This is a genomic window from Cellulomonas sp. PSBB021, from assembly GCF_002240455.1.
Lineage (GTDB): Bacteria > Actinomycetota > Actinomycetes > Actinomycetales > Cellulomonadaceae > Cellulomonas > Cellulomonas uda.
Genome location: NZ_CP021430.1, coordinates 3675175 through 3689106, shown reverse-complemented (window position 1 = coordinate 3689106; position 13932 = coordinate 3675175). Strand labels below are relative to the sequence as shown.

Annotated in this window: 11 protein-coding genes and 1 tRNA gene; 1 reads left to right on the top strand and 11 read right to left on the bottom strand. The window is 74.5% G+C overall.

The genetic code is table 11. The features are described from left to right. Window positions 1–29: 29 nt before the first annotated feature. The 6 genes from CBP52_RS16935 to galU form a co-directional block, all read right to left on the bottom strand. Complete coding sequence (locus CBP52_RS16935) at window positions 30–3788, bottom strand: Ig-like domain-containing protein (protein ID WP_094181944.1); 3759 nt, start codon at window positions 3786–3788, stop codon at window positions 30–32. Window positions 3789–4154: 366 nt separating this feature from the next. Further along, window positions 4155–4227, bottom strand: a tRNA-Ala gene (locus CBP52_RS16930). A gap of 84 nt (window positions 4228–4311) precedes the next feature. Further along, window positions 4312–5313: a hypothetical protein gene (locus CBP52_RS16925; protein WP_094181943.1), complete on the bottom strand. Its 1002-nt coding sequence runs from the start codon at window positions 5311–5313 to the stop codon at window positions 4312–4314. A 67-nt stretch (window positions 5314–5380) separates the two neighbouring features. After that, entirely contained in the window at window positions 5381–5983 is a 603-nt protein-coding gene (locus CBP52_RS16920; RefSeq protein ID WP_094181942.1) for a GNAT family N-acetyltransferase, read from the bottom strand. Continuing rightward, window positions 5983–7218, bottom strand: coding sequence for a gephyrin-like molybdotransferase Glp (gene glp, locus CBP52_RS16915; RefSeq protein ID WP_094181941.1), 1236 nt, complete (start codon window positions 7216–7218; stop codon window positions 5983–5985). Before glp ends, CBP52_RS16920 begins: the two co-directional genes overlap by 1 nt. Before the next feature lie 38 nt (window positions 7219–7256). Continuing rightward, window positions 7257–8156, bottom strand: coding sequence for a UTP--glucose-1-phosphate uridylyltransferase GalU (galU, locus tag CBP52_RS16910; RefSeq protein WP_094181940.1), 900 nt, complete (start codon window positions 8154–8156; stop codon window positions 7257–7259). Between the two features lie 211 nt (window positions 8157–8367). On the opposite strand from galU, the gene CBP52_RS16905 reads away from it, so the two are divergent. Continuing rightward, on the top strand, window positions 8368–9003 hold the full coding sequence (locus CBP52_RS16905; protein ID WP_094181939.1) for a 5-formyltetrahydrofolate cyclo-ligase: 636 nt from the start codon (window positions 8368–8370) through the stop codon (window positions 9001–9003). Between the two features lie 72 nt (window positions 9004–9075). Here CBP52_RS16905 and CBP52_RS16900 read toward each other — a convergent pair whose 3' ends face one another. The 5 genes from CBP52_RS16900 to CBP52_RS16880 all read right to left on the bottom strand — a co-directional run bounded on the left by CBP52_RS16900 (window position 9076) and on the right by CBP52_RS16880 (window position 13885). Next, entirely contained in the window at window positions 9076–11631 is a 2556-nt protein-coding gene (locus tag CBP52_RS16900; protein ID WP_094181938.1) for a penicillin acylase family protein, read from the bottom strand. 36 nt (window positions 11632–11667) lie between these two features. After that, on the bottom strand, window positions 11668–11997 hold the full coding sequence (locus CBP52_RS16895) for an FmdB family zinc ribbon protein (RefSeq protein WP_094181937.1): 330 nt from the start codon (window positions 11995–11997) through the stop codon (window positions 11668–11670). Window positions 11998–12199: 202 nt separating this feature from the next. Further along, complete coding sequence (gene mscL / locus CBP52_RS16890; protein ID WP_157732711.1) at window positions 12200–12748, bottom strand: large conductance mechanosensitive channel protein MscL; 549 nt, start codon at window positions 12746–12748, stop codon at window positions 12200–12202. Window positions 12749–12791: 43 nt separating this feature from the next. Continuing rightward, window positions 12792–13463 (bottom strand): SAF domain-containing protein, encoded by a 672-nt coding sequence (locus CBP52_RS16885; protein ID WP_094181936.1) that lies wholly within the window; start codon window positions 13461–13463, stop codon window positions 12792–12794. 122 nt (window positions 13464–13585) lie between these two features. Continuing rightward, the gene (locus CBP52_RS16880) at window positions 13586–13885 is read right to left on the bottom strand and encodes a hypothetical protein (RefSeq protein WP_094181935.1); all 300 of its coding nucleotides are present in this window, start codon (window positions 13883–13885) and stop codon (window positions 13586–13588) included. Between the last annotated feature and the right edge of the window lie 47 nt (window positions 13886–13932).

Below are 13932 nucleotides of genomic sequence, written 5' to 3'. Positions count from 1 at the left end.
ACCTCGTGCTCACCGTGCTCACCTCGTCGTCATCGGGAGACCGTCACCGTGTCGGTGCCGGTGCTCGTGGCGTGCGAGCCGCTGCCCGTGTAGACGACCTTGACGTGGAGCGTGGCCGTCGACGTCGGCGTGACCGAGGACGACACCGTGCCGTTCGCGCCCACCGCGACGGTGCGCACGAGCTTCCAGTCCGCCGTGCCGACCTTGGTCCACACCTGGGCCCTGCCGGTCGCGTCGCCCGGGGCGACCTTCGCGGTGAAGGCCACCGGGGTGCCGACCTTGCCCGTGGCGGGTGCCGAGACGGTGGTCGTCGTCGCCTTCTTGGCGACGGTGACCGTGGCCGACGCGGACGTCGAGCCCGTGTAGACGGCGTCACCGGCGTAGACCGCACGCACCGACAGGGTCGTCGCGGTGGCCGGGGCGGTGAACGACCAGCTCGCCGTCCCGTTGCTCACGGTTGCCGAGGTGACCGTGGTCCACGCGCCCGAGCCGCGCTTGGTCTGGACGGTGACCTTGCCGGCCGCCCGCACCGTGGCGGAGCCGCCCTTGACGGTGACCTTGCCCGTGACCTTGCCGCCCACCGTGACCCGGGCCGGCGCCGTGACGACGGCGGTCGTGCCGCGCCTGGCGACCGTGACGGACACCGGCTCCGACGACGAGCCCGCGGCCGTGGCCGTCTCGCCGAACGCCGCCGTGACCGAGTGCGCGCCGGCGGTCAGGCCCGGCACCTCGAGCACCGCACGGTTCTCGACGACCTCGGTGGTGCCGAGCACCGTCGTGCCGTCGGTGAACGTGACCTCACCCGCGGTGTCGACGCCCTCGACCGTGGCCGTGAGGGTCACCGTCTCGAGGGCCGTCGGGGCCTCGGGCTGGACCGTGAGCGACGTGACCGTCGGGGCCAGCACCTTGACCGACGCGGTCCCGGCGATGCCGGAGCCCGCACCGACCGCGACGAGGTCCGCCGCGCCGAGCGTGGCGTCCGCGGGGATCTCGAAGGCCGTGGCGGTCGTGCCGTCCGCGGCCGCGTCGGCCGAGCCGAGCACCGAGCCGCCGAGCGACCAGAGCACCGACTCACCGGAGCGGAAGCCGCTCGCCGCGACCTCGAGCGTGCCGCCCGGGGCCACCGTGGCCGCACCCGGCGTCACGACGCCCTGCGCGGTCAGCTCGGCGCACGGGTCACCCGGCACGCCGAACGCGGCGGCGGGGGTGCCGCTGGTCACGCCGTCGTCCTCACGGACGACGAGCGGGGCGAACGCGTCGCTGCCCATCACGGCGTTGCTCGTGTTCGTCACCGACATGGTGTACGACGTCGTCGCGGCCGCGCCGGCGTCGCCGTCGCCGTAGGTCGCGACCGGCACCGTGGTGCAGACCTGACCCGGGGCGAAGACGACCTTGCGCATCTGCATGCCGGCCTTGGCGGTGGCCGTCGTGCCGCCGATCACCGAGAGGTACGCGGTGACGGGCGTCGTCGCGGGCTGCGACAGACGGACCGGGACGAGCACCTCGTCGGGGCCGGAGCCCTCCTCGACGCGCACCGGCGCCGTGCCGACCGAGACGGTCGTGGCGGGCGCGGCCGTGCCGAGCGCGGACGACGCGAACGCGAGGTCCGTGAGGTAGACGCCGCCGCTGACCGCGCCGCCGAGGCCGACCGCGGCCGTGAACCGCACCTCGCGGACGTCGGTGAGGTCGATGCCCGTGACCGACTCCAGCGGGAGCCGGACCTCGTGCAGGACGATCTTGCCGAGCGTCGTGGAGTTCTGCGTGCTCTGCGGCAGGCGGACCAGGGCGTTCGGGTTGAGGTCGGAGACCTTGGTCGCGAACGTCGCACCGTGGCCGTCGACGAGCGTGACCGTCAGGTCCGTGCCGGCGCCGTAGGCGACCGACTCGTCCGGCGACGCCTTGACCGTCAGGAACTCGTACGACGAGGCGTCACGCGCCGAGCGCGGGACCGACACGCGGACCTGACCGGTGCCGCTCGTCCACTGCACGCGGGTCATCGGGCTCGCGGGGACGTCACCGCCGAAGCGGACCGAGGTCCAGTGCGGCAGCTGCGCCGAGGCCAGCGTCGTCGAGCAGTACGGCAGGACCTGCGGGACCGTGCGGCCGGACATCGACGCGCACAGCGTGGCCGTGGCCGTGCCGTAGGTACGGGCCGCGCCCGTCGTCGTGAACCGCGCGATGTCCGCACGGGCGGACGCGGGCTGCGTCGCCGAGACGCGGACGTCGAAGTCGGCGATCGAGTCGACCTTCGCACCCGAGCCGTCGAACATCGGCAGGAACTCGTCCTCACCGCCGACCGTCAGGCGGAACCAGCCGGCCATGAGCGTCGTGCCCGTGTCGTACTGCTCGTCGTCGGTGAGGCGGATGGTCGTGTCGACCGCCGCGCCCGTCGTGCCGCAGACCGAGTCGGTCGAGCGGGCCGAGGTGGCGTTGGTGCCCGACCAGTCGTCGGACGTCGACAGCGCGTACTTCGACGGCGTCCAGACCGTGTTGAAGAAGTTGTGGTTCGCACCCATGACCCACACGTCCGTGCGGAGCACGTCGTCGTCGAACGCGTAGCGCGAGTCGTCGTTCATGTGCTGGCCCTGCTGGCTCGAGACGTCACCGTCGCAGTAGGGCAGCAGCAGCATCGTCGGGATGTCCGGCGTCGTCATGCGGCCGAAGTCGACCGGGGCGAGCGGAAGGATCGAGACGATGTCGAACGGGTCGTCGAGCGCCGCGTTGAGCGTCGCCGCGGACGTGACGCCCTCACCACCGCGCGAGTGGCCCATGAGGCCGATGCGCGAGAAGTCCAGACGGCCGACGAGGTCCGCCGGCGTGATCTCGGTGATCTCGTCGTCCAGACCGGCGGCGGGCAGGCCCGCGTTGCCGGACAGCGCGTCGGCGAGGGTGACCTCGGTGTCGGTCTGGGCGTCGTAGAGCGTGGTCGAGACGCCCTCGTTCGCGTCCTCGAAGATCGAGAGCGTGTCGAGGATCAGCTGGCCGCGCGCCTGGGCGCCGTAGTCGAGCGCGAGCTGGTTGTCGTTCGAGTTGATCGCGTTGGCGCCGATGGAGATGACCGCGTAGCCGTGGCTCGCGAGCGCCTCGGCGGCGCCGTCGTAGCCCGCGTAGCTGGGGATGTTGGTCTGCGTCGGGAGGCAGGGCCAGCGGGCAGGGTTGCTGCCGGCGCCGTTGCACGAGGTGTGCCGGCCGTGCAGGAAGAGCACGACGGGTGCCTCGCCGTCGGTGTCGGGCAGGTAGACCTTGCCCTCGACCTCACCGCGGATGCCGCCGATGCCGGCGAGCTCGATCGCCTGGTTGCCGAACGAGTAGAGCGCCTTGGTGTACGAGTACTCCCCCGGCACCGACGGGTCGGGCGTGCCCTCGGGCGCGTCCTCGATGTCGCCGGGCTCGGGCGCGGGCGCGACGTCCGCCGGCGCGGCCGACGTGGTGCCGGCGTCGCTGAACCAGCCGGCAGCCACGTCCTTGGCGTCGAGGACGGACGGGTCGTCGGTCAGGGCCGTGAGCGTGCGCCCGGTCGCCGACTCCGTGGCGAGCCCGACGGCCTTGCCGTCGACGACGATCGTCGGGGCGTCGCTGCGGACCTCGAGGGGGCGGTCGAGGTCGAGCGTCACCTGGTACATGCCACCGAGGTCGGTGACGGTCCAGCCGTCACCGGACGCGACGGTGGAGTCGGTCGAGGAGGTGGGGGCGGCCGCCGCGGACGTGGCGGTGGCGAGGGTTCCTGCGGTCAGCGCGACGGCGAGTGCTACCGCCGTGAGCCGACTCGAGCGGTTCGGGATTGGCACGAGTGTCCTTTGCGTTCGGGGTCCTCGCCCGGGGGGTGACGAGGCGGTGCCGACGCTACGAATCGCCGTACGCGCTCCGGTTCCGGTCGCGTTTCCCGCAGGTCACGCGGGTGCCGCTCAGGTTCCGACGAGATTAACTGCTCCAGGCAACTCACCCGTTCGGCCCAGCCCGCCCCGCCGCGTCCATCAGCAGGAGGGTGTGCCCGGGTGGGGGCGCGGTGTCCATCACGACGATGCGCTCCGTCGTGATCAGGAACGTCGGGCAACGGCCTGACGGGCAGGCCCCACGCGACGGCCGTCGCCCGGAAGCACAAGAGCCGGACCCTGGGGTCCGGCTCTTGTCGATGTCCTGGGACATCCGATCGGTGGAGCTGAGGGGATTCGAACCCCTGACCTTCTCATTGCGAACGAGACGCGCTACCAACTGCGCCACAGCCCCTTGAAGCGGGCTACAGACTAGCACCCTGCAGGCCGGTCGAGAAAAACCGAGGCCGCGTGACCTGCACGACTCCGCGGCGCCGGATCACTGCCCCGACGCGCGGCGGCGGGCCAGGATCGCGTCGAGGTCGATCGAGCCGGTCGTCGTCGGCGTGGTGACCGCGGCCGGCACGGTCGCGGCGGGCACCGCCTCCGCCTGCTCGTCGGCGGTCCCCTGCGGGGCACGCACCGCGGAGGCCGACGTCGAGCCCTCGAGGTTCGTCAGCGGGACGGGCTCCCGGCGCGGCGCCTCGGGCTTGAGCGCGTACGTCGGGCGCGGCAGCGGCACGGGCGACCAGGACTCGTCGCCGGCCGCGGTGACGCGCGCGATCATATGCGTGGGGGTGTCCGACGGGCGCACGGCGTGGCCGGTGACGGTCGGCTGGACGACGCGCTGCGCACCGGTCACGGCGCGCGCGGCGCGGGCACGGGCCTCGTGCGCGTCGCGCGCCGCCTGCTCCATGCGCGCGGCGAACGCGGCGTCGGCGGCACGGCCGGCGACCACGGCCCGACGGCCGAGCACCACGACCGCGGCGAGCAGGGCACCGGGGACGGCGCCCGCGACCCACGTGACGGCGGGCGCGGCGGCCGCGACGACCGCGCCCACGACGGTGAGCACCGCGAGGCCGGACGCGAGCAGCCCGCGCCGGCGCGCAGCCGCACCGCGGCGCGCGACCGCGGCGGCGTGCTGGGCACGCGCCTGCGCGGTCCGGCGTGCCACCTCGGCGGTCAGTCGGTCGTGCTGCGCCGTCGGTCGGTCCATGGTCCTGCCTCCTGTCGCGGAGCTCGTCGCTGCCACGAGCACCCCTCTGCCGGGGGTCAGCAACCCCGACGTGCCGGCAGGCCTGCAGTCGCCGGGGTTCACCGCCGCCTGCGCCCGGTCGCGAGCCGGTCGGTCGCTCACCGCGACCACGCGCAGCGCGTCGGAGAACCGGTCGTCGACGCGGGACTCCACCAGCTGCTGCCGGTACCGCAGCTTGTGCGGCACCAGGTAACCCACCCACAGGCCGACCAGCGCGAGCGCGAGCCAGCCGGTGAGATCCTTCACGGACCGACGGTAGGGCGCGACGTCCCCCTCTCGGGGCAACTGTCCGGCGTGTCGAGCCGAATCGCGCTCAGGGGGCCGGGTGCTGCGCCCGGTAGCGCGCGAGGAGCCCGTGCGGGACCTCCTCGACGGTGAGCGCGAACGTGCGGTGGTCGCACCACTCGTCGCCGATGTGCAGGAACCGTTCGCGCACGCCCTCGTCGCGCAGCCCCAGCTTCTCGACGACGCGCAGCGACGGGCCGTTCTCCGGCCGGATGTTCACCTCGATGCGGTGCAGCCCCAGCTCGGTGAAGCAGTGGTCGGTGGCGAGCGCGACCGCGACCGGCATGATGCCGCGGCCCGCCACGTGCTCCGAGACCCAGTAGCCGATCGCCCCCGAGCGCAGCGAGCCGTACGTGATCGACGAGACCGTGACCTGACCGACGAGCTCGCCCTCGTGATCGATCGCGAACGGCAGGCTCACCCCCGCGCGGGCCTGCGCGGACAGCGTGCGCACGAACTGCGCGAACGTGGGCCGCGGCCCCTCCACGGGCACCGGTGACGTCGCGTCCCAGGGTTCGAGCCACGCGACGTTGCGGGCGCGCAGCGCGAGCCACGCGGTCGCGTCCCGGCGGCGCAGGGGCCGCAGACGCACCGGACCGTCCTCGAGGACGGCGGGCCAGCCGCGCGCCATCAGCCCTCCAGGACCAGGCAGTGCACGACCTGCCCGGGCTGCACGCCCGTGTCGTGCTCGCCGACGACCGCGAGCGCGTTGGCGTGCGCGAGCGCGCTGACCGTGGGCGCCGTCGGGTCTCCAAGTGGCGTCGCGCGGTAGCCCTCCTCCGGCGAGCCGAGCACGGTCGCGGGCACGAACTGCCGCAGCCCCGCGGGCGACGTCCAGCCGTGCGTCGCGCGGGCGGTGACGCTCGGCCGGTACAGCTCGGCGTGGCCGCCCATCGCGCGCAGCGCGGGCCGCACGAACACCTCGAACGACACCTGCGCGGCCACGGGGTCGCCCTGCAGCGCGAAGATCGGCACCGTCCGGTCGGCCCCCAGGTCGCTGCCGACCGTCCCGAAGCCGTGCCGCAGGCCGGGGGTCATCGCGACGTGGTCGAGCCGCACGGTCCCGAGGGTCGCGAGCACGTCCTTCACGGTGTCGCCGACGAGCTCGGACAGACCGCCCGTGATCACGACGAGGTCCGCGCGCACCAGCTGGTCGTCGAGCGCCTCGCGCAGGGTGCCGCGGTCGTCGGGCAGGATCCCGACGCGCACGGGCGTCGCCCCCGCATCGCGGACCGCCGCCTCGAGCGCGTGCCCGTCGGTCTCGAACACCGCACCCTCGCGCTGGCGCGACGTACCGGGCTCGACGAGTTCGTCGCCCACCGACAGCAGCACGACGCGCGGCGTCGGGTGCACGTGCAGCCGCCCGTGGCCGAGCGTGGCCGCGAGCGCGAGCTGGCGCGCCCCCAGGCGCGTGCCCGCGGCGAGCACCACCTCACCGGTGCGCACGTCGGCGCCCACGGGCCGCACGTGCTGGCCCCCGACCGCCGGGCGCTGCAGCGCGAACCGCACCGCACCGCGGTCGGTCTCCTCGAGCGGGACGACCGCGTCCGCACCGAGCGGGAGCGCGCCACCCGAGGCGATGCGCACCGCCTGACCGGGCGCGAGCCGCACGCCCGCGGGCGCACCGGGCAGCACGTCGTGCGCGACGGGCAGCGTCAGCGGCGTGTCGAGCCCCGCCGCCGCGGTCTCGTGCGCCGCGACCGCGTAGCCGTCACGCGCGGCCACCGCGGTCGCGGGCACGTCCCGGGTCGCGACGAGGTCACGCGCGAGGATGCATCCCACCGCGTCGTGCAGCGCCACGTCGAGCGGGGCGACCGGCCCGACGGCAGCGAGCACGGCCGCCAGGTGGTCCTGGACCGATCTCATGGCGGCATTGTGCCGCGCATCCGGCCCGGCACCGCGCGTCAGGCGGTGGTGCCGGCCACGTACTTCTCGAGCCACTCCTTGAAGTCGGGGCCCAGGTCGGGGCGATCCACCGCGATCCGGACGACGGCCTTGAGGTAGTCCAGCCGGTCACCCGTGTCGTAGCGGCGGCCGCGGAACACGACGCCGGTGACGCCGCCGCCCTGCTCGGCCGGCAGGTCCATGAGCGTCGCGAGCGCGTCGGTCAGCTGGATCTCGCCCCCGCGGCCCGGTGCGGTGTTCTCGAGCACCTCGAACACCGCGGGGTGCAGCACGTAGCGGCCGATGATCGCGAGGTTCGACGGCGCCTCGTCGACCGGGGGCTTCTCGACGAGGCCCGTGATGCGCACGGTGTCCGCGTCCTCGCCGTCCAGAGCCTCGACCGCGGCGCAGCCGTACGACGAGATCTGCTCGCGCGGGACCTCGAGCAGCGCGATGACGGACCCGCCCAGGCGCTCCTGGAGCGCGAGCATCGGCGCGAGCAGGTCGTCGCGCTCGTCGATCAGGTCGTCGCCCAGCAGGACCGCGAACGGCTCGTCGCCCACGTGGCGCTTGGCCTGCAGCACGGCGTGGCCGAGACCCTTGGGCTGGCCCTGCCGCACGAAGTGCACGTTGGCGAGCTCGGTGGACTCGCGAACCTTGGCGAGACGCTCGGCGTCCCCCTTCGCCTCCAGCACGGCCTCGAGCTCGGGCACCGCGTCGAAGTGGTCGGCGAGCGTGCGCTTGGAGCGCCCCGTGATGAGCAGGACGTCGTCGAGACCGGCCGCGACGGCCTCCTCGACGACGTACTGGATGGCGGGCTTGTCGACGACCGGGAGCATCTCCTTGGGCGTCGACTTCGTGGCGGGCAGGAACCGGGTACCCAGTCCCGCGGCGGGGATGACTGCCTTGTGGATCGTCATGCCGGAACGCTAGCCGCGCGCGTCCGGCCTCGCCCAGGGGACGCCGGTGTGGCGTGGGTCATGTCGATACGTCGTCATCCGGGCGCCATGGCCGATTCCGCAGGTCGTCATCTGTTCACCCGCGCGGGTGACCCCGAGGGTGTGTCCGAGGCGTGGGACACGGCCCGGGCCCGGGTACGACCGCCCGCGGAACGTTTGCGACACTGGGCGCATGAGCAGCGCCGCCGAACCGTCGCTCCGCACGTCCCCTCCCGAGCCCGAGGAGGCGAAGGAGCTCCTCCGCTCGGCGGTCCGCAAGGCGCGCTCCCACCGCTCGGCCCGGCTGCGCGACGAGGCCGCCACGGCGATCGCGGACGTCGTCGCGGCCATCCCCGCGGTGCGCGACGCGCGCTGCGTCTCGGTCTACGCCGCGCGTCCGACCGAGCCGGCGACCGGGGTGCTGCTCGAGCGGCTCGCGGCACGCGGGGTGCGCATCCTGCTGCCCGTGCTCGGCTCGGGGCTGCAGCGCGACTGGGCCGAGTACCGCGGTGGCGAGGACCTGCGCGAGCGCGCACCCGGCCGGCCGCCCGAGCCCGGTGGCCCGACGCTCGGGCCGCAGGCGCTCGCCGACGCCGACGTGATCGTCGCCCCCGCGCTCGCGGTCGACACCGCCGGCAGCCGCCTCGGTCAGGGCGGCGGCTGGTACGACCGGGCGCTCGAGCACGCCCGGCCCGACGCGCTCGTCGTCGCGCTCGTGTTCCCCGACGAGGTGCGGGACGCGAGCGTCGACCCGCTGCCCCGCGAGCCGCACGACCGGCGCGTCGACGCGTACGCGACGCCCGAGGGCTGGGCCCCGCTGCGCTCCTGACCCGGCCGCGGTCCCCACCGGCCGTGCTCATGACCGGCCGTGGCCCCGACGAGTCGCGGTCCCGACCCGGCGTCAGGGGCGCAACGTCAGCCGGTCGACCGCGTCCGCCTGCGTCGCGGCGGTCGAGAACGGCCACGGGAACGTCGTCCCCTGCGCCCACGCGCCCAGCTGGTCGGCGTAGTGCGGGCTCGCCGGGTGCCCCGACGTCCCGGTCAGGGTCACCCAGGTCGAGGAGTCCAGGTCGCCCAGGTCGACGACCATCCGCATCGAGGGCGCCGCGGTCACCCCGTACCCCTGCGACGCGTCCCACGCGGTCGCGTCGACGATCGACGAGCCGCCGCCCACCTCGACCGGGTCGGGGTTCACGAACGAGCGCACCAGGCCCGGGACCGACGAGCCGCCCAGGACCGGGTGCTCGGGTGCGGCCGTGTGCAGCCGGCCCCAGCGCCACTCGTCGGCGTCCCGCCCGAGCTGCTGCGTGAGCGTCAGGCGGGCCGTGACCATCGCCTGGTAGAGCACCTCGTCGCGGCCCTCGAGCAGGCCCGGGGTCGTGCGGTCGTCCCACCAGGGCGAGTCGGGCTCGTCGAGCAGCCCGCGGACCACCTCGAGCCAGCGCGAGCCGCCGTTCGGCAGCTCGCCGTCGGGCAGGTCGTCGGCGAACGTGAGCTCGAGCAGCGTCTTCCAGACCGCCGCGAAGTACGCCGCGGCCGCGGAGTCGGCGCTCGCCACGTGGTCCCACGTGCGCAGCAGCTGCTGACCGTCGTCCGCGAACGCGTCGTCGATGTCGATGCGCAGCAGCCACGGCACGAGCACGTCCGCGTACGGGCTGCGCTGGTCGTTCTGGAGCGTGTTCACGTCGGCGACGTCGATCCTGTCGCCGCGCGCGATCGCGGTCGACAGCACCGTGCGGATGCGCTGGGCCCGGTAGCCGTAGTCCCAGTCGTCGGTGAGGAACGGCCCGACGCCCTGGGGCGTGACCGCCTGGTTCGCCGCGACGACGAAGCCCTCGGCCGGGTCGAGCGCGCGCGGCATCTCCTCCGGGTCGACGTAGCCCTGCCAGTCGTAGGCGGGGTCCCAGCCGGGGCGCGGCCACGTGCCGTCGGACGGCACCGCTCCCCTGACCGTCTGCCGCACCGGGATCCGACCCGGCGCCTGGTACCCGATGTGCCCGTCGGTCGTCGCGAACACGATGTTCTGCGACGGCACGTCGAGCAGCCGGCCCACGCGCGCGATGTCGCTCGCATCCTTCGCGGTCGCCGTCGCGAGCACCGCGTCGGCCGTGTGCCCCGGCGCGAGCGCCGTCCACGCGAGCGCCACCTCGTACCCGCGGTCCGACGTGCCGTCCGGCATGGGCGCGTCACCGACCTGGTCGACGTCCAGCACGTCCGAGACGATCGGCCCGTGCACCGACTGGCGCACGACGATGGTCACGTCGTCACCGCCGTTGACCTTGATGACCTCCGTACGGGCTCGGATCCGCGCCGTGCCGTCGCCGCGCACGGTCGCGTTCCCCTCGACCCGCTCGACGAAGAAGTCCGTCACGTCCGCGCCCAGGTTCGTCAGACCCCACGCGAGGTCCGCGTTGTGGCCGATCACCACGCCCGGGAAGCCCGCGAAGCCGAAGCCCGACACGTCGTACGGGCACGCCTCGTCGACCTGCGCGCAGCGCAGACCCACCTGCATCCAGATCCCCGGCGCGGAGATGCCCAGGTGCGGGTCGTTCGCGAGGATCGGCGCGCCGCTCGCGGTGTGCTCGCCCGAGACCACCCACGAGTTCGACCCGACACCCTCCCCCTCACCGACGAGGTGCGGGACGGCGTCGAGCGCCTTGTTCGCGCTGTCGATCGCCGCCTGCAGGCCCGAGTCGTCCAGGTCGAGCTCGCCGGCCGCGCTCGCCGGCGTCGCGCTCGTGAGGTCCTCGGCCGCGACGATCGGGGCGTTGAGGTCGTACGGGTAGGCCGGGAACAGCTCGTCGACCTTCGCGACGTCCCGCACGGACGCGTACACGCGTGCCCGCGACAGCTCGGCGTCGTAGTTGCCGCGCAGGTCCCACGCCATCGCCTTGAGCCACGCGAGCGAGTCCACGGCCTCCCACGGCTCGGGCGCCTCGACGTGGACCTGCAGCCCGAGCACGGTGTACTCGACGGCGATCTGCGAGGGCGCCTTGCCGTCCAGGTAGGCGTTGACGCCGGCGGCGTACGCCTCGAGCGCGTCGCGGGTCGACGGGTCGATGATCGCGAGCTCGGCCTCCGCGACCCGGCGCCAGCCGAACGTGCGGATCACCTTGTCCGCGTCGAGCGCGTCCTGGTTCTGCCCGACGAGCTCCGAGAGCCGCCCCGCGACGACGTGGCGGCGGTAGTCCATCTCGAAGAACCGGTCCTGCGCCGCGACGTAGCCCTGCGCGAGGAACAGGTCGTGCGGGTCCTGCGCGGTGATGGTCGGGACGCCGCGTGCGTCGCGTGTCACTGTCACCTCGTCGTGCAGGCCCGCGACCTCGAGGGTGCCGCTCACCTGGGGCAGCGGCCGGCGCACGACGACGAATGCGGCGACGACCGTCGCCACCAGCGCGACGACGAGGACGATGGCGACCGACAGGACGGTCAGACGGGCGGCACGGCTACGGAGCACGTCTGCGAGGGTAGTGCGGGCCCGGCGCGGCTGCCGTCAGGAGGCGGCCGGCGCAGCGGCCGGGGCGGCCGAGGGCGCGGGCGACGAGGCCGTGGAGGACGACGACGAGTCCGACGACGCGGGCGTCGAGGAGGCGCCGGACGTGCCCTTGTCGGACGAGACCGCGGGGACCGACGACGACTTCGTGCCCGAGCGCGCGTCGTTGCGGTAGAAGCCCGAGCCCTTGAACACGACGCCGACCGACGAGAAGACCTTGCGCAGCCTGCCCTCGCACTCCGGGCAGACAGTGAGCGAGGCGTCCGAGAACGACTGGTGGATGTCGAAGGCGTGGCCGCACGCCGTGCACGCGTACGAGTAGGTGGGCACCGGTTCTCCCTGAGGTCCGTCCTTGATGCTGCGAGCCCGGGCGCCGGGGTGGCGCGGCCTGGCACTCACACGTTCCGAGTGCCAATGGTAACGACCCGCGCAACCCGTCGATTCCCGGACCGCCGGTGGGCGCGGTGCCGGGTGCCCAGCGCGCGACGAGGGCGCCCGGCCGAGATGTCGGGCGCCCTCGTCACGCGGAGCGTCAGACGGTCGGCGCGGGCGGCGTCGGGCCGTCCTCGGGGCGGATCGTCGGCGGGGTGGTGAGGTCGGACTGCAGCGCGGGCGTGGGGCGCTGCGCGAGCAGGTCGCGGATCTCCTGCAGCAGCAGGATGTCCTCGGCCGGCGCGGCCGGCTCGGCCTCCTCACCGCGCTTGCGCCGCGCGGCGAGCTTGTTGAGGGGCAGCACGACCACGAAGTACACGGCCGCAGCCGTGATGAGGAACGTGATGGCGGCGCTGAGGATGTGGCCGAAGCTGATCGGGTCCTTGCCATCCGGGCCGAACGCCAGCACCTTGTCGAGGTTCGGCTGTCCGAAGATCCACCCGATGAGCGGGTTGATGAACCCGTCGACGATCGACTGGACGAACGCGCCGAACGCCGCACCGATGACGACGCCGACCGCGAGGTCGACGGCGTTGCCACGCGAGATGAAGTCCTTGAACCCCTCGAAGACCTTCCCCAGGCCCTTGGCGCCGGAGCCGAGGGCGTTCGCGGCGGATCCCGCCGTCGAACCGAATGTGGACTGCGACACGAGTACCTCCGATGAGCACGGGACAACCAGGCCGGACGTTCGATCATGGCACGACGACGGCGCTGAGCAAGGCCGTCACCGCGGCTCCCGCCAGCGCCGCGGCCTCCTCGGGCGTCACGGCGAGCAGCACGGGCGGCGTCTGCGCCTCGCCGCCGACCGCCCAGCCCCCCTCGTCGCCGCCCGGGGCGACCGGCAGGACGAGCGCGCGCCGCGCGACGACGACACCCTGCGTGCCGGTCTCGGCCGCCGCCGCGAGCACGTCGACCCGCGTGCCGGGTGTCAGCAGCGCCGCGACCGCGGGGTCCGCGAGCCGCACGGCCGCGACCACCGTGCCCGGCGGACCGACGAGCTCGCCCGAGGTCAGGAGGTCGGGCACCACGGGCAGGCCCGCGGGGACCGGCACGGCCGTCGCGCGGCCGAGCAGACCGGCCGGGCTCGTGCGCGTGGCGTGCAGCGCGAGGGCCGCCGGGAGCCGGGCGACACGCAGGTCGCCCGAGCCGAGCGTCGTGCCCGCGGGCAGGTCACGCGCCGCGACCACGACCGCCCGGACTTCGGGCGCGGGCGGCCTCAGCACCTGCAGCGCCGACGACGCCGCGAGGCCCACCCCGAGCGCCGCGACGACGAACCGCCACCGCCACAGCACCGCGCGCCACGCAACCCGCACGGGGCGGCGTCGCCGCTCGAGCGGCGGGACGGGGAACCTGGTCGACGGCACGCCCGCACGCTAGAGCGCAACGCGCCACGCGGGGCCCCCGGTTCGGTCACCTGTGGACGGGTGCACGTCCGCGCGGGGCTGGGGTCGGGTCGCGACGGACCGGACGCCCGCGCGCGGTCAGGTCACCAGTGCGGCGGCTTGTCGCGGCGCAGGCGCTCGTCGTTCGCGTCCGTTCCCTCGCCCCACCCGACGTCGGAGTCGTCCGCGCTGCGCAGCGCGAGCAGCGCATCGCCGGACCGGTCTCCCGCGCCGCCCGACCGCGGTCCCGCGCCGGGGGACGCCGCGGGCGACACCGCGGGTGCGGTCGTCGCCGCGGGGGCCGCGGGCAGCGTCGAGCGCAGCACCGACTCGTCCGTGCCGACCGTCCCGGGCGGGCGCACCGCGCGGCGCGGCCGTCGCGGGCGCGGGTCCTGGCTGCTCATCGCCCGATCATCGCACCGCGGCGGAACCGGTCCGAGCCGGGTGACCC